Raw genomic sequence first — 15536 nt, forward strand, 5'->3', positions numbered from 1 at the left:
CGGCGCCGACGCGGCGCGGACGACTGAGGGTACGACGCGGACGCCGGGGGCGCCGTCGACGCGGCGCTGTCGGCTCCGCGCCGCCGATCCGCCCGTTACGTTGATACGGCCGGACCGCAAAGCGTTCCATAGGAAATGCGGCGTGACTACTTCGATCTGACCGTCGAGGGCGTCGACGAGGGCGCCGGCTCCCGATCGCCCCCGCTGGTGCGGATCGACTTCCACGGGCCGGAGGAACTGCTCCGCGAGCGGCTCTCCGGGGGCGAGAGCGACGACATCATCGTCGAAACGGACGGCGACGACCTGCTCACAGCAGACGAGATCGACGTCGCGTTCCGGCTCCGCGAGCCGCTGGACGAGGCGGACGACCCGGAGGGCGTCGTCGGCGTCACCAACCGGTACACCGGCGACTTCGTCCTCGAACTCAACGAGACGGCGACGGACGTCCTCCCGTTCATCCACGCCGCGCGCGACGCGACCGACGACGGCGACGCCCGGTACCGCGTCGAGATCGACGTCGACGGCGAGCGGCTCGTCGCCTACGACAAGGACACCTTCCTCGTGTACGACCACGAGGGGAACCTCCTCCGCAGCGAGAGTCTGATCCCCTCGGGCGTCGAGCTGTAGCGGCGGCGATTTTCCCGCGAGTCAGAGGCTGACGCTGTCCGGCACGAACCGCACCGAGTCCCCGGGCCGGAGGTCGAACGCGCCGTCCCCGCGCCCGTCGTTGACGTCGCACTCCGCGTAGCCGTGGCTCCCGACGGTGACGAGGCGCTCACCGGGGTCGACGGCGCCGAACGTCTCTGCGACCGGCGTGAGGTCACCGTTGACCCGGATCCAGTCGCGGCCGCGGACCAGCTCCCCGGGGACGTTGGTGATCACGTTGCCGAACCGGTCGATCGCGAGCACCTCGCCGTCGACCGCAATCACGTCGCCGTCGCCGTCCTCGCCGCCGGCCGCTTCATCGCCCCCATCGTCGCGCTCGACCGTCGGCTCCGGGAAGCGGACGTCGACGGGGTCGCTCGCGGGCGTCAGGTCGTCCATCGCCGCGAGCGTCTCGGCGACCGCGTCGGCGTCCGGAGAGCCGTTCGACGTCTCCGAAACCTCGTCGAGCGCCGCTCGGATCCGGGCCGCGGCCGGGGCGAACACGTCGCGGCCGTGGAACGTCTCGCTCGCGGGGTCGTCGACCGCGACGGTCCACGCCTCGACGTCCGACTCGTCGGCCGCCAGCGCTCGGGCCGGCGGCATCGCGAGTCCGTTGTCCGGGGCCACGATCACGTGGGCGCCGGCGCGGACAACCAGGGCGTCGCGGTCGGTGCCGACGCCGGGGTCGATTACAGCGCAGTGGACCGCCGGCGGGAACTCCGGGAGGACGAACCGGAGCCAGAAGGCGGCCGCACGCGGGTCTCCGCGCGGCAGGTCGTGGGCGACGTCGATCAGTTCGGCGTCCGTGTGCCGGCGGATCACTCCCTTCATCGCGGCGGGGTACGGCGAGCCGAAGTCCGAGGCGAGCGTTATCATGTCAGAACCCGCGGTCGGCGCAGATTTAAAAGGAACGGGCGGCCGCGCCATTCACTCTACCAACTGCGGTGGCGCGTGCCGACGAGCGCCCGCAGGGCGCGAGTCGCACGCGCGAGGGACGCGGTGAGTGACGGGTGACCGAAGGGAACCCGGAGCGAACCGCGAGGCTGGGGAGGTATGAGGTACGGTCGCTGTGCGGGGTGGGACTTAAAGGGGCAGCCGCGAGGCGGGCGCAGGCGACGTAAGCACCGCAGGGAGCGAGTGAAACGAGCGACTGAGGAGCGCAGCGAGCGTGCGCCCGCCTCGCGGCTGGGGCTTTGGAGGCGGTCACCGTCGATCTACGGTCATCTATTTATAAATGAGCGGCTGGGTCTTTGGAGGCAGTCACCGTCGAACTACCGATGGCCATTTATAAACGATCGAGGCAGCCAAAGTTGTTCTCCGTCGATCCTCAGTCGACGATTCGCGGCAAACGAACACCCACACGGTCGTACTCCCTGCCCTATTGGTCCGAAGGTTCGTCGCCTAACGAGTCGGTCTCGGCGATCCGGCGGATGCGCTCGACGCCGTCGACCTCGCGGATCACGTCGACGACGGCGTCCGGGACGAGGTCCGCCCAGTCGCGGCCGCGGATCATGCGCTCGCGGAGCTCGGTCCCCTCCAGCACGTCGCGGCGGAACATCGGCGACTGGCGCACCTCGACGCCGGCCTCCTCGAAGAGCCGGACGACGAGCGGGTTGTTCGAGTACGCGACGTCGAACCGCGGGGTCATGCTCTGGACGTGGCTCACCCAGACGGAGTTGCGGTCGAGGTCCTCGATGGGGACGACGTAGGTGGTGGCGTCCAACTCCTCGACCGCCTTCGTCACCATCATCACGCGCTCGCCGGCGGTGAAGGGGTTCCGCGTGGTGTGGGAGTCGCCGGCGGAGCCGATCCCCAAGACGAGCTCGTCGACCTCCGCCGCGATCTCTTCCACCATGTGCCGGTGGCCGTCGTGAAACGGCTGATACCGGCCGATGTAAAACCCCCGCATGAGTCTACGTACCGTCGGCGTCATTTATAAACCCCGTGGGAACGCTTGGACGCCGAGATCGGCGGACATACGGCTTCAAAACGGCGTTTGCTTCCCTCGGGCCGGTGCCTCCGGGGGGAGAAAGTATATCAGTAGCCGACCCGTCCTTTTCGATAGCGACACCCGATTCTATGAGCAACGAGAAGGACACGAACGACCCGACGGCCGACGACCCCGACGAACCGCCCCACGGCGGCGTCGACGACTCGAGTCCGGCGGGGAACGGCGAGGACGCCACGCGCGGCGACCCCGAGCCCGACGACGGTCCGGCGAACGACTCCGGCGCCGACGAGGACCCGGCCGCGGGCTCGGACGGGGAGTCGGCCGCGGGGCCCGACGACGAGTCGGCCGCGGACCCCGACGACGGGTCGGCCGCGGACCCCGACGACGGGTCGGCCGCGGACCCCGACGACGGGTCGGCCGCGGACCCCGACGACGGGTCGGCCGCGGACCCCGACGACGAGGACGACCCCTGGGACGACGGGGTCGTCGTCGACGACGGGGACGGGTTCGACGAGACCGACGTCGTCGGGGAAGGCACCGACGGGGCCCGGAACGGTAACAACCCCGAGCCGTCCGACGACGGCGGGATCGACGAGCTCGGGAGCACCGTCGAGGTCGAGGGCGCCGAGATCGACGAGGACCCGGACGAGGACGACCTCCTCGGCGGGCTCAAGATCGACACGACGGCCGAGCTCGAGATTCCCGACCGGCTCGTCGACCAGGTCATCGGGCAGGAGCACGCCCGCGACGTGATCATCAAGGCGGCGAAGCAGCGCCGCCACGTGATGATGATCGGCTCGCCCGGGACCGGGAAGTCGATGCTCGCGAAGGCGATGTCCGAGCTCCTCCCCAAAGAGGAGCTTCAGGACGTCTTAGTGTATCACAACCCCGACGACGGCAACAAGCCGAAGGTCCGCACCGTGCCGGCCGGCAAGGGCGACCAGATCGTCGAGGCGCACCGCGAGGAGGCGCGCAAGCGCAACCAGATGCGGTCGCTCCTCATGTGGATCATCATCGCCGTCGTGCTGGGCTACGCGCTCATCATCGTCGGCCAGATCCTCGTCGGCATCATCGCCGCCGGGGTCGTCTACCTCGTCTTCCGCTACCTCAACCGCGGGTCGGACGCGATGATCCCGAACCTGCTGGTGAACAACGGCGACACGAAGACCGCGCCGTTCCGCGACGCGACCGGCGCGCACGCCGGCGCGCTGCTGGGCGACGTGCGGCACGACCCGTTCCAGTCCGGCGGGATGGAGACGCCCAGCCACGACCGCGTCGAGGCCGGGGCCATCCACAAGGCGAACAAGGGCGTGCTGTTCATCGACGAGATCAACACGCTCGACATCCGCAGCCAGCAGCACCTCATGACGGCGATCCAGGAGGGCGAGTTCTCGATCACGGGCCAGTCCGAGCGCTCCTCGGGCGCGATGGTCCAGACCGAGCCCGTCCCGACCGACTTCGTCATGATCGCGGCCGGGAACCTCGACGCGATGGAGAACATGCACCCGGCGCTGCGCTCCCGGATCAAGGGGTACGGCTACGAGGTGTACATGGAGGACACCATCGAGGACACCCCGGAGATGCGCCGGAAGTACGTCCGGTTCATCGCCCAGGAGGTCGCGAAGGACGGCCGTCTGCCGGAGTTCTCCGCGGAGGCCGTCGAGGAGATCATCCTCGAGGCCAAGCGCCGCTCCGGCCGGAAGGGCCACCTCACGCTGAAGATGCGGAACCTCGGCGGGATGGTCCGCGTCGCGGGCGACATCGCTCGCGGCGAGGACGCCGAGATGACGACCCGCGACCACGTGCTCCAGGCGAAGGGGCGCTCGCGGTCCATCGAACAGCAGCTCGCCGACGACTACATCGAGCGCCGGAAGGACTACGAGCTCCAGGTCTCCGACGGCTACGTCGTCGGCCGCGTCAACGGCCTCGCCGTGATGGGCGAGGACTCCGGGATCATGCTCCCGGTGATGGCCGAGGTGACGCCGACTCAGAGCGGCGGGCAGGTGATCGCCACCGGCCAGCTCAAGGAGATGGCCGAGGAGTCGGTCCAGAACGTCTCGGCGATCATCAAGAAGTTCTCCGACGAGAACATCTCCGAGAAGGACATCCACATCCAGTTCATCCAGACGGGCCAGCAGGGCGTCGACGGCGACTCCGCGTCGATCACGGTCGCGACCGCCGTCATCTCCGCCTTAGAGAACGTCGGCGTCGACCAGAGCCTCGCGATGACCGGCTCCCTGTCGGTCCGCGGCGACGTGCTCCCTGTCGGCGGGGTCACCCACAAGATCGAGGCGGCCGCGAAGGCCGGCTGCGACCGGGTTATCATCCCCGCGGCCAACGAGCAGGACGTGATGATCGAAGACGAGTACGAGGAGATGATCGAGGTCATCCCCGTCTCGCATATCAGCGAGGTCCTCGACATCGCCCTGGAGGGCGAAACCGAGAAGGACTCGCTCGTCTCCCGCCTGAAGTCGATCACGGGGTCGACGCTGAAGGACGGCAACGTCTCCGGGCCGTCGAACCCCAGCCCGCAGTAGGCGGTTCGGCGCTTCCCCCTCCGATTCTCCGCTCTCGCTCCGCCCCCGCGAGCCACCGCGCCGCGAGCGGGTCGCTGAGTCGGAGATTCCGGGCGTCTCCGATACTCCCGATCGGCTCGGCAGCGATGAGATCACCGAGGCCGCCGTCACGCGGGGCGGCGACGACGAGAAGCCGAACACACGGCCCGCATCGGGGGGTTCGAAGCGCGATGCGCATATATAACGCCACATAATTCGGCATGCCGCCCAATACGGACGTGGTTTTAGGTACACCTAAATGACGGCCGCGCTGGTCGACGTCCCGCCGGACGAGTGGATCGAACTGGTCGACGTACCGGACGACGAGTCGCGCGCTCGGTTGCTGCGGCTCGGCCTCCTCGACGGCCGCGTCAAGTGTCGCCGGCGGGTCCGTAACGGGCCGGTCGTCGTGCGGCGTCGCGGGACGGAGGTAGCGCTGGGACGGTCGCTCGCTCGGGAGATCACCGTCGAGCGAGCGGGACGCGACGGCGAACCGCGATGACGGCGAACGGCGAGGCGGTCGGCGGGCTCGGTGTCGGCGACGGCGAGGCGGCCGGCGGGCTCGGTGCTGACGACGGCGAGGCGGTCGGCGGGCTCGGGACCGGCGACGGCGAGGCGGTCGGTGGGCTCGGTGCCGGCGACGGCGAGGCGACCGTGGCGCTCGTGGGCGCCCCGAACGCGGGCAAGAGCGTGCTCTTCGGCAGGCTCACGGCCGAGTACGCCGACGTCTCGAACTACCCCGGAACAACGGTCGAGACGACCGCGGTGCCCGTCGGCTCGACTCGCCTGACCGACACTCCCGGAGTCCACGGGATCTCGTCGTTCTCCGAGGAGGAGCGGGTCACCAGGGAGGCCGTCCTCGAGGCGGACGCGGTCGTCAACGTCGTCGACGCCACGCAGCTCGACCGAGACCTGTTCGTGACGCTACAGCTGCTGGACATGGGCGTTCCGACGGTCGTGGCGTTGAACATGATGGACGAACTCGAGGCCGACGGCATCGAGATCGACGTCGACGCGCTGGAGGCGGCCCTCGGCGTCCCGGTCGTACCGACCGTCGCCGTCACCGGATCCGGCGTCGACGAACTCAGGGACCGCCTCCCGGAGGCGTCCGCCCCCGCGTCGACGCCCGTCGACTCGTACTACGACGCGCTCCCCGACGAGGTCGAGGCCAGCCGGGCGGAGAAGACCCTCCTCGTCGAGGGCGACGAACCCACGGCCCGCCGCGTCGGCGCCCGCGGCCTCGTGGCCGACGGGGGGACGCGCCGCTCGCGGACGCCGGAGCGCGGGAAGCGGTGTACCGCGAGCGCCGGAGTCGGGTCCGATCGATCGTCGACGCGGTCGAACGGGAGGCCGGTTCCGGGCGGGCCGCCGAGCAGCGGCTCGGCGATCTGCTGATGCGCCCGGTGACGGGAGTGCCGATCGCGATCGGACTGCTCGTCGCGGTGTTCTACTTCATGGGTGTGGTCGTCGCGCAGCGGGTCGTCGGCTACGCGGAGGGCGTGCTCTTCGGCCGCTACTACAACCCCGCGGTCGAGGCGGCCGTCGCGGACCTGTTCCCGGCGAGCGAGTGGGCCGCTCCCGTCGAGTTCCTGCTCGTCAACGGCAACCTCGGACTGCTGACGATCACCGTCCAGTACGTTCTCGGCGTCCTGCTCCCGCTGGTGGTCGCGTTCTACCTCGTGATCGGGACGCTCGAGGACGCCGGCGTCCTGCCGCGGCTGGCCGTCTTGACCGACAGGGGACTCAGCCGGATCGGCCTCAACGGCCGCGCGGTCGTCCCGCTCATCGTCGGGGTGGGGTGCGTGACGATGGCGGTCGTCTCCACCCGAATGGTCGGGTCGCGCCGGGAGCGGCTCATCACGACGGCCCTGCTGGGGCTCGCGATTCCCTGTTCGGCGCAGATCGGGGTCATTACGGGGTTGCTGGCCGGGCTCGGACTCCGCTGGTGGGGCGCTTACCTGCTCGTGCTGCTCGGGGTCCTCGGGGTCGCCGGCGTCTTCCTCGACCGGACGCTTCCCGGGCAGCAGGACCCGCTGATCGAGCAGCTCCCGCGGCTGCGCGCCCCCCGCCCGACGAACGTCGCCCGGAAGACGGCGAACCGGAGCGCTGCGTTCCTCAGGGAGGCGGCCCCCCTGTTCGGGGTCACTGCGGCGGCGGTGTCGACGCTGGATTACGTCGGGGCGCTGGACGCGATCGTCGGGGGCCTTCGGCCGCTGACCGCTGCGCTCGGCCTACCGGCGTCGTTCGGACGAGTGCTCGTCTTGGGGCTGATCCGACGCGACTTCGCCGCAGCCGGGATGACGGACATGGCGCTGTCGGCGTCCCAGACGTTCGTCGGACTGATCGTCGTCACGTTGTTCGTCCCCTGTATCCTCACGATGGCGATGATACTCAGGGAGCGCGACGCGCGGAGCGCGCTCCTCGTGTGGGTCGGCTCCTGGGTCACGGCGTTCACCGTCGGCGGGGCCGTCGCGGCCGCGCTGGAGGTGATCGCGTGATCTGTCCGCGCTGCGAGTACGAGTTCGACGCGGCGAACGGGCTCTCGTGTCCGCGCTGTGGCGCCTCGATCTCCTGTTCGGACGTCTCCTGTGCCGAGTGCGGCGCCTGTTCGCGGCCCTTCGATCGCCTCCGGCACAGGGTCGCCGAACGGCTACGCGGCGGGGAACCGAGCGACGACGGGGACGGAGGTGACGAGTCCGCGGAGGAGTCCTGACGGCCGCCGCGACGACGCACGACGGAGATCGCGACGGACGGGGCGCCGAGCCGCCGAACGGCGAGCGGACGCCGGGACCGGCGCGCGGTCGATCCCGCCGCGGGCCGGTCCCCCGCGTCAGTCGACCGACTCCCAGTTCCGGTACAGCGCCACGTCGAACGCGAAGCCGATCCCGCCGATCCCGCCGACGAGCGCGACGAGGGGTGAGATCAGGAGGCGGCTTCGGAGCGCGGCCTCCGATTCGAACGTGAAAGCACATACGAGACAACGTAAGTACGTCGGGCCCGTATCAGGCGTGTTGTCGAGTGCCAATATTCCGCCGGAGCGCGACCGACCGCGACGGCTCGGTCGCCCGTGAGGCGGACGCCGCGAACCGAAATCGCACGACAGAACGAGCTCCCCGTCAGATGTACGACTTCACGTTCACGATAACGTACGAGCCCGGCGCAGACGAGTACGTCGACCTGTTCATCGACCGCAGCTCCCTCCAGTCGGAGGCGACCTACTCGTGTCTCGACCCCTCGGAGCTGTGGAAGCTCGAATCGGTGACCGGCGACGCGGCGGACCTCGCCGCCGTCGACGAGCTCCTCTTAGACGAGTCCGTCGACCGCGAGTCGATCAGCGCGCGGGCCTGTCGCTCGGACCGCACGACGAGCCTGTTGACCGACGAGCGGCGACGGCGAGTGACGTACACGTACGTCTCCGACGTGGACTACTGCGAGTCCGTGCCGCTGATCACGGCGAAGTACGTCGACGGGGGCGTGCTCTTCGAGCAGACGCGGTCCGGCGACACGGTCCGGTGGCGCGTGCTGGTCCAGGACGACTCGAAGATCGGGCTGTTGTACGACACGCTATCCGCGAAGCTCGGCGACGGCCTCTCCTTCTCGTTCGAACACCTGACCGAGGTCGACCACTGGGAGAGCGAGCTGCTCTCCCGGCCGGACGTCCCCGCCGAGCAGCGCGAGACCCTGCTGCTCGCGGTCGAGCGCGGTTACTTCGAGACCCCGCGGGACGTGACGCTCGACGAACTCGCCGCGGAGCTCGGCGAACCCCGCTCGACGGTGTCGTACCGGCTTCGACGCGCGACCGCTGAGTTAGCGAAACGATTCGCGGACCAACAGGCATGACCGACGAATCCCCCACAGACGACGATCGGCGAGAGCCCACGGACGACGACCGACGAGAGCCCACGGACGACGACCGACGAGAGCCCACGAACGACGACCGACGAGAGCCCACGGACGACGACCGGCGGAATCCCACGAACAACGATCGGCGAGAGCCCACGGACGCGTCGACGGGCGGCCGATACCCGACGGACGTGCTCGTTGACGCCGACTGGGTGAACGCCCGGCTCGACCGGTTCGCTTCCGACGCGGCCGACCTGCGGCTGCTCGAAGTCGACGTCAACGCCTCGTTTTACGAGGAGGGACACGCGCCCGGGGCCGTCGGCGTCGACTGGCGGACCGACCTCCGGTCGGCGGAGGCACACGACATCCTCTCGCCGGCGGAGATGACCGCCTTCCTCGAATCGAGCGGGATCGCCGAGGAGACGACCGTCGTCATCTACGGCGACAACCGGAACTGGTTCGCGGCCCACCTCTACTGGCAGCTCGCCTACTACGGCCATCCGGACGTCCGGATCATGGACGGCGGCCGCGAGTACTGGCTGGAACGCGGCTACCCGACCACGACGGAGCCGGCAGATCCACCGGACGTGACGTACGGCGACGCGCCCGACGCGCCGGCGAGGCCGGAGGTGCGGGCGTCTCGCGCGGACGTGCGGGCGGCGCTCGACACCGACACGGAGTTCGTCGACGTGCGGCTGCCCGAGGAGTTCCGCGGAGAGATCACGAAGCCGCCCGGCAGCGACGAGGGGGCGATGCGGGGCGGCCACGTCCCCGGGGCGACGAACGTGTTCTGGGCCGAGAACGTCCGTCCAGACGGCCTGTTCAAGTCGCGCGAGGAGCTCGCGGACGTGTACGAGTCGCGGGGCATCGCCCCCGGTGACGACGTGATCGTCTACTGTCGGATCGGGGAGCGGTCGTCGGTCACGTGGTTCGTCCTCGAGGAGTTGCTCGGGTACGAATGCGTGCGACACTACGACGGCTCCTGGACCGAGTGGGGGAACATGATCGGCGTCCCGATCGAGGTCGGCGAGCCCGACGGCGGCTAGCCGACGCCCCGCAGCCAACCGGGGGCGACGCCGGCCGTTGTCCTGCGACAAACGGAGACTCTAGCCGCTGTGCGCCCAAGCGACGACGATGAGCGCGTCTCACGTCGAACCGAGGGCGAACGGCACAGGAGGCCGGTACGGAGACCGGCGAAGCGAACCCGCATCGCCGGGCGTTCGCGATGAGTGACGCCGGGTCGAAGCGCGAGGAGTCGCAGTTCGTCGGGCGGCTCCTCGACGCGCTGAGCGAGGAGACGAACCGGACGATCCTGTCCGCGCTCGACGAGCCGACCTCGGTCGCGGACCTCGTCGAGCGGTGCGACATCCCGATGTCGACGGTGTACCGGCGCTTGGACACGCTCAGGGAGTTGGACCTGGTGACGGAACACGTCTCGATAGACGCCGAGAAGGGCCGGTACCGACGCTACGAGCGGAACGTGAGCCGCGTCTCGGTCACCGTCGACGAGAGCGGCCGGCTCAGAGCCCGGGTCGAACGCCCGAACGGCGAGCCCGACGAAGCGGTGACGGGAGGGCCGCCGGGGCGGTAGCGACGCCCGCGATCGGGGGTCGTTCGCCTGGACCGCCCCGGGTGGGGGGGACGCGCCGTGCCGCCGTGGCGGGCCTCCGTCTCTCCGCCCTCTTTTTATTCCGGGGGCGTATAGGGCGGACGATGACCGGGAAACCGACGGTCGGGGAGTACATGACCCGCGAGGTGGAGACGGTCAGCCCGGACGAGACGGTGGCGACCGTCGCGCGCCGCATGGCCGACAGCGACGGACACAACGGGTTCCCAGTCACGCAGGGCCGCACCGTCGAGGGGTTCGTCTCGGCCGGGGACCTGTTGCTCGCGGACGACGACGCCCCCGTGTTCACGGTGATGACGGAGAACCTGATCGTCGCGCACCCGGACATGAAGGTGACCGACGCGGCGCGCGTAATCCTCCGCTCCGGCATCCAGCGGCTCCCGGTCGTCGACGACGCCGACAACCTCGTCGGGATCATCTCGAACACCGACGTGGTCCGCTCGCAGATCGAGCGCGCGACGCCCGGCAAGGTCGGGAAGCTAATGCGAACCCTCTCGCAGATCCACGGCGTCGAGCTCGACGAGGAGCGCCGCGAGGTCGCCATCGCGGACCTGACGCCGACGCAGGCGCGGGTGTACGCCGACGAGCTGGAGGGCCGGCAGTACGAGCTCGAACACGGGCTCGCCGAGCCCCTCGTCGTCATCGACAACGGCGGCACCCTCTACCTGGCCGATGGCCACCACCGGGCGATGGCCGCGCGCAAGGCCGGCATCGAGACGATGGACGCGTACGTGATCGTCCCCCGGACCCCGGTCGATCTGGGGATGGCGAAGACCGCGGAGAAGGAGGGGCTCCGCGTCGTCGGCGACATCGAGGTCGTCGACTACGCGCGACACCCCCTCGTGGAGACGACGAAGCGGCTTCAGTAAGCGGGACCGACGGCGACCGCCTCACTCCGACCACCTGCCTCGATCGGGCTATCCGCGCCGACCGCCATAATTCGTGGTCTTCGCAGACACATTTTTATGAGCAGACAAGAAAGAGGGCGTATGGGACGAATCCGAAACTCGTTGAGCAGAGCGAAGTACGCGGCCGTCGGCGCCGCGGTGGGCGCCGCGGTCGGCGGGCTGTGGAGCCGGAACGCGGCCAGCACGGGCGGCGCGCTCGGCGGGCTGGCGGGCGCCACCCTCGCCGAACTGAAGTCGGGCGCCGGCGGCGTGTTCGCCGATAAAGCGGACGACGCCGACGGGGACGAGGACGACCTCGAGGCCGACGCGGCGGCGTGAGCGACGCCGTAGCGTGACGGGTGAGCGAGCGGTCCCCGCTCGCATCGGGAACGTCTATACCGCCGGGGCGAGTAGCCGCCGGCAATGAGCGACACCGACGCCGGACCGGACGCGAACGCGGCGTCCGACGGCGGTGATGGCTGGTTCGAGGCGCTGCCGTCGGACGCGACCGACGACAGTGACACCGACACCGAGAGCGGCGACGCCGCGACCGCGGCGGCCGCGGCGCGGGTGCGCGACGGGAGCGCCGCGTCGCCCGCCGACTGGCCCGCGCGCGCCGTCGAGTCCGGGTTCGCGGACGACGCCGACGAGTACTACGACCGACTCAAGGCCGCGACGACGCGCGCGACCCGCGAGGCGGTCCGCGAGCGGGAGCGCGCCGACGACGCGCAGCTGATCCACGCGATCCGGGCGATGGACGACACCGAGCGCGTCGCAAACGAGCTCGCCGAGCGTTCCGTCGAGTGGGCGGGTAGCCTCTTCGACGACGTCGGCTCCGGCGTCGACGGCGCGCGAGAGATCGCGGCCCGAGAGCCCGAGAGCGAGGTCGAGCGGCGGGCGGTCTCCCTCGCCGAGCGCGCCGCCGACCTCGACGACGAGCGCGCCGAACTCGCGGAGACGATCGCTCGGATCGCGCCCGCGGTCGCCCCGAACCTCACCGAGATGGCCGGGCCGGAGCTCGCCGCGCGGTTGATCGCGCTCGCGGGCGGGTTAGAGTCGCTCGCGAAGAAGCCGTCCGGCACGGTTCAGGTACTCGGCGCCGAGGACGCGCTGTTCGCGCACCTCTCGGGACGGGCGCCCTCGCCGAAGCACGGGATCATCTACACTCACGAGTTCGTCCGCGGCACGCGGCCGGAGGACCGCGGCTCCGCGGCGCGGGCGCTTGCCGGGAAGCTGACGCTCGCGGCGCGCGCCGACCACTACGCCGGCGAACGACGGGCACAGCTCCACGACGACCTCCGCGAGCGGATGGCGACGATTCGGGCGCGTGCGGACGACGGGACGAGCGAGGGCGGCGACGACGGCGAAGCGGCGAGCGACGACGGAGCCGGCGGCGCGGCGAGCGACGGAGGGGCCGACGATGAGTGAGTCGACCCTTCCCGACGGGGTCGAGCGCCGCGAGTTCGACGGCGAGCGGCGGCTCGCGACCCGCGGCGAGCCGGTGTACGGCGAGCCGACCGCCGACGGCTGGCGCGCGTGGGACCCCGAGCGTTCGAAGCTCGGCGGCATGCTCGAACTCGGGATAGAGACCGGGCTCTCCGGCGGGGAGACGGTCCTCTACCTCGGCGCCGCGAGCGGCACGACGGTCAGCCACGTCGCCGACTTCGCGGGCCCGACCTACGCCGTCGAGTTCGCCCCGCGACCGGCGCGCGACCTGCTCGACGCCGCCGCGCCGCGCGACCGCCTGTTCCCGCTGCTCAAGGACGCGCGGAAGCCGGCGACGTACGCGCACGTCGTCGAGGCCGACGTCGACGCGGTCGTTCAGGACGTGGCCACGCGCGGTCAGGCCGACGTGGCCGTCCGCAACGCGCAGTTCCTCGCCGACGACGGGCGGCTGCTGCTCGCGATCAAGGCGCGCAGCGAGGACGTGACCGCGGAGCCGGACACGGTGTTCGAGGGCGCGCTCGACCGGCTCCGGGAGGCGTACGAGATCCTGGAGACGCGGCGGCTCGACCGGTACCACGAGGACCACCTCGGCGTGGTGGCGACGCCGAAGTAGTCGCTCCGCGGCGGCCGGTCACGCCGCCGGTTCGAACAGGTCCTCGACGCGGCAGTCGAAGTGGTCGGCGAGGGCGAAGGCGAGCTCCAGCGACGGGTCGTAGCGCTCGCGTTCGATCGCGTTGATCGTCTGGCGAGTGACGCCGACCGCGGCGGCGAGGTCGGCTTGGCTCTCGCCGGTCTCGGCGCGCCGCTCGCGGAGGTCGTTCTTCATGCGCGATACTTGTAGTAGCCCACGAACACGCCGTACAGGGCGTATATCGCAAACAGCGTCCACGTCGCGCCGTAGAACTCGCCCGGGAGCGTGACGATGCCGCTCTCCTGAAGTACGAGGCCGCCGGGCAGGCCGAGGATGAAGAGGTACGCGAAGGTCTTCATCGTCCGCTGGCTCGCCTTGCGATCGATGGTCGTGTCGCGCTCGTCGTACAGCGTCACGGGGCTGAACCGCTGGACGAGCCCCATCCCGATGCCGCCGGCCCAGTAGAAGGCGACACCGAGGACGAACCGATCGAGCGCCATCGAGATCCACAGCGCGGCGATGCCGGCGCCGAGTAGTCCGTAGGCGATTCGCTTGTACCGTTTCCGCTCGGAGGGCCGTATCGTCGCGGAGGCGTTGTGTTCGCTCATGGGAGGGGTAAAGCGGGCGCGAACCGAGTGTAAAGCTCGCTTTACAGTAAAGGACACTTTACGTTTGATAATAAAGCTGTCGCCGTTGAAGGTGCTCATAGGGAAACGTGTCGAGAGGACTCAAAACCGCAATTTACCGCCTTTTCACCACGACGGCGGCGAGAAGCCGGCGTCTTCGAGGATGGGTTTCCACCGCTTCTGGACCGAGAGCCGGGAGACGTCCATCGCGTCGGCGACCGCGGACTGCGAGCGCTCGTCGCCGCGGATCAGCCCGGCGGCGTAGAGGCTGGCGGCGGCCGCGACGCGCTTCCCGCGCTCGTCGTCGGGGGCGCGCGAGAGGAACAGGTCGACCGCGGTCGAGCGCGTCTCGTCGTCGAGGTCGAGCGAGACGCACGCCTCGTCGAGCAGCTCGATCCACCTCTCGTTGTCGACCCGGTCGCTCGCCCGGTACACGCGCTCGGGTAGTCGAGCGAGCTATATAAACGACCGCGTCCGCCGGCCGCGAAGTCGGCCGCCGTCGCCGCCCCCGAAGCCGCCCGCGGTCGCCGGTCTCAAGTCGCCCGCGCACGTAGCGCGCGTATGTCGACGCAGACGTGGGACGAGACGCGGGTCCGGGCGCTTCACGACGACCTCGTCGCGCTGTACGAGCCGGTCGACCGCGTCGCCGAGCACGGCGCGGACCCGACCGCGGAGCCGGGCGAGGGCGTCAGGCAACTGGTGACGACGATCCTCTCGCAGAACGTCGCCGACGAGAACACCCGCCGCGCGTCGGAGGCGCTGTTCGAGCGGTACGCCGACTTCGCGGCGATCGAGGCCGCCGACCACGACGAGCTTGCCGAGACGATCCGCGTCGCGGGGCTCCCAGACCAGAAGGCCGCGCGGATCCAGCGCGCGCTGACCGCGATCCGCGAGGAGACCGGCGGCGCGTACTCGCTGGCGTTCCTCGACGCGATGGCGACCGACGACGCGAAGGCGTGGCTCACCGAGATCAAAGGCGTCGGCCCGAAGACCGCCAGCGTCGTGTTGAACTTCCACTTCGGGAAGCCGACGATGGCGGTCGACACCCACGTCGAGCGCGTCTCGAAGCGGTTCGGACTCGTCCAGGAGTCCGCGTCGAACGAGCGCGCCCACGAGGTGTTAGACGAGCAGGTCCCGGACGAGCTGATCTACCCGCTTCACGTCCTCCTGATTCGGCACGGGCGAGAGCACTGTTCGGCCCGCGGGGCCGACTGCGACAACCCCGTCTGTGACGAGTACTGCGACTGCGAGTACTGCTGATACGATGGAGCGGGATCGGTCGGTGGTGGTTCGTGAGCGAGCGGTGACACGAACTCGGTAGCGGA

The 15536-nt window shown here is 70.1% G+C and carries 20 protein-coding genes; 14 read left to right on the forward strand and 6 right to left on the reverse strand.

All coding sequences use genetic code 11. The features are described 5' to 3' along the window. The first annotated feature begins 135 nt into the window (after positions 1 to 135). Positions 136 to 627: a DUF5793 family protein gene (locus tag J7656_RS11315; RefSeq protein WP_017342773.1), complete on the forward strand. Its 492-nt coding sequence runs from the start codon at positions 136 to 138 to the stop codon at positions 625 to 627. Between the two features lie 21 nt (positions 628 to 648). Here the strand turns inward: J7656_RS11315 and J7656_RS11320 are convergent, their stop codons facing one another. Together J7656_RS11320 and J7656_RS11325 are read right to left on the reverse strand one after the other, a co-directional pair. Beyond that, positions 649 to 1521: an SAM hydrolase/SAM-dependent halogenase family protein gene (locus J7656_RS11320; RefSeq protein WP_017342772.1), complete on the reverse strand. Its 873-nt coding sequence runs from the start codon at positions 1519 to 1521 to the stop codon at positions 649 to 651. A 502-nt stretch (positions 1522 to 2023) separates the two neighbouring features. Then, positions 2024 to 2554, reverse strand: coding sequence for a nicotinamide-nucleotide adenylyltransferase (locus tag J7656_RS11325; protein WP_017342771.1), 531 nt, complete (start codon positions 2552 to 2554; stop codon positions 2024 to 2026). A gap of 170 nt (positions 2555 to 2724) precedes the next feature. Between J7656_RS11325 and lonB the strand changes: the two genes are divergently transcribed. The 5 genes from lonB to J7656_RS11345 all read left to right on the forward strand — a co-directional run bounded on the left by lonB (position 2725) and on the right by J7656_RS11345 (position 7864). After that, entirely contained in the window at positions 2725 to 5133 is a 2409-nt protein-coding gene (gene lonB / locus J7656_RS11330; RefSeq protein WP_211553321.1) for an ATP-dependent protease LonB, read from the forward strand. Between the two features lie 277 nt (positions 5134 to 5410). Beyond that, a complete protein-coding gene (locus J7656_RS11335) occupies positions 5411 to 5653 on the forward strand; it encodes a FeoA domain-containing protein (RefSeq protein ID WP_017342769.1) in 243 nt (80 codons plus the stop codon). Next, the gene (locus J7656_RS15015; protein WP_249191456.1) at positions 5650 to 6546 is read left to right on the forward strand and encodes a FeoB small GTPase domain-containing protein; all 897 of its coding nucleotides are present in this window, start codon (positions 5650 to 5652) and stop codon (positions 6544 to 6546) included. Before J7656_RS11335 ends, J7656_RS15015 begins: the two co-directional genes overlap by 4 nt. Beyond that, positions 6444 to 7649, forward strand: coding sequence for a nucleoside recognition domain-containing protein (locus J7656_RS11340; protein WP_249191457.1), 1206 nt, complete (start codon positions 6444 to 6446; stop codon positions 7647 to 7649). The genes J7656_RS15015 and J7656_RS11340 overlap by 103 nt, the downstream gene beginning before the upstream one ends. Further along, a complete protein-coding gene (locus J7656_RS11345; protein ID WP_017342767.1) occupies positions 7646 to 7864 on the forward strand; it encodes a hypothetical protein in 219 nt (72 codons plus the stop codon). The genes J7656_RS11340 and J7656_RS11345 overlap by 4 nt, the downstream gene beginning before the upstream one ends. A 117-nt stretch (positions 7865 to 7981) precedes the next feature. Here J7656_RS11345 and J7656_RS11350 read toward each other — a convergent pair whose 3' ends face one another. After that, complete coding sequence (locus J7656_RS11350; RefSeq protein WP_017342766.1) at positions 7982 to 8176, reverse strand: hypothetical protein; 195 nt, start codon at positions 8174 to 8176, stop codon at positions 7982 to 7984. Positions 8177 to 8271: 95 nt separating this feature from the next. On the opposite strand from J7656_RS11350, the gene J7656_RS11355 reads away from it, so the two are divergent. The 7 genes from J7656_RS11355 to J7656_RS11385 all read left to right on the forward strand — a co-directional run bounded on the left by J7656_RS11355 (position 8272) and on the right by J7656_RS11385 (position 13567). Beyond that, on the forward strand, positions 8272 to 8991 hold the full coding sequence (locus J7656_RS11355; protein ID WP_017342765.1) for a helix-turn-helix domain-containing protein: 720 nt from the start codon (positions 8272 to 8274) through the stop codon (positions 8989 to 8991). Further along, positions 8988 to 10040, forward strand: coding sequence for a sulfurtransferase (locus J7656_RS11360; protein WP_249191458.1), 1053 nt, complete (start codon positions 8988 to 8990; stop codon positions 10038 to 10040). The genes J7656_RS11355 and J7656_RS11360 overlap by 4 nt, the downstream gene beginning before the upstream one ends. Before the next feature lie 179 nt (positions 10041 to 10219). Then, the gene (locus J7656_RS11365) at positions 10220 to 10585 is read left to right on the forward strand and encodes a helix-turn-helix domain-containing protein (RefSeq protein WP_017342763.1); all 366 of its coding nucleotides are present in this window, start codon (positions 10220 to 10222) and stop codon (positions 10583 to 10585) included. Between the two features lie 122 nt (positions 10586 to 10707). Next, complete coding sequence (locus J7656_RS11370) at positions 10708 to 11490, forward strand: CBS domain-containing protein (RefSeq protein ID WP_017342762.1); 783 nt, start codon at positions 10708 to 10710, stop codon at positions 11488 to 11490. Positions 11491 to 11610: 120 nt separating this feature from the next. After that, entirely contained in the window at positions 11611 to 11847 is a 237-nt protein-coding gene (locus J7656_RS11375) for a glycine zipper domain-containing protein (RefSeq protein WP_017342761.1), read from the forward strand. An 84-nt stretch (positions 11848 to 11931) separates the two neighbouring features. Then, positions 11932 to 12936 (forward strand): NOP5/NOP56 family protein, encoded by a 1005-nt coding sequence (locus tag J7656_RS11380; RefSeq protein ID WP_017342760.1) that lies wholly within the window; start codon positions 11932 to 11934, stop codon positions 12934 to 12936. Further along, positions 12929 to 13567, forward strand: a complete 639-nt coding sequence (locus tag J7656_RS11385; RefSeq protein WP_026046185.1) for a fibrillarin-like rRNA/tRNA 2'-O-methyltransferase — start codon at positions 12929 to 12931, stop codon at positions 13565 to 13567. The genes J7656_RS11380 and J7656_RS11385 overlap by 8 nt, the downstream gene beginning before the upstream one ends. Before the next feature lie 18 nt (positions 13568 to 13585). On the opposite strand, the gene J7656_RS11390 is transcribed toward J7656_RS11385, so the two are convergent. The 3 genes from J7656_RS11390 to J7656_RS11400 form a co-directional block, all read right to left on the reverse strand. Further along, positions 13586 to 13780: a helix-turn-helix transcriptional regulator gene (locus tag J7656_RS11390; protein WP_017342758.1), complete on the reverse strand. Its 195-nt coding sequence runs from the start codon at positions 13778 to 13780 to the stop codon at positions 13586 to 13588. Further along, on the reverse strand, positions 13777 to 14193 hold the full coding sequence (locus J7656_RS11395; protein ID WP_017342757.1) for a DUF2178 domain-containing protein: 417 nt from the start codon (positions 14191 to 14193) through the stop codon (positions 13777 to 13779). The genes J7656_RS11390 and J7656_RS11395 overlap by 4 nt, the downstream gene beginning before the upstream one ends. A 144-nt stretch (positions 14194 to 14337) precedes the next feature. Further along, entirely contained in the window at positions 14338 to 14646 is a 309-nt protein-coding gene (locus J7656_RS11400; RefSeq protein WP_017342756.1) for a hypothetical protein, read from the reverse strand. A gap of 126 nt (positions 14647 to 14772) precedes the next feature. On the opposite strand from J7656_RS11400, the gene J7656_RS11405 reads away from it, so the two are divergent. Continuing rightward, positions 14773 to 15471, forward strand: a complete 699-nt coding sequence (locus tag J7656_RS11405) for an endonuclease III domain-containing protein (protein ID WP_017342755.1) — start codon at positions 14773 to 14775, stop codon at positions 15469 to 15471. Positions 15472 to 15536 lie beyond the last annotated feature (65 nt).

Source organism: Halorubrum ruber, assembly GCF_018228765.1.
GTDB lineage: Archaea > Halobacteriota > Halobacteria > Halobacteriales > Haloferacaceae > Halorubrum > Halorubrum ruber.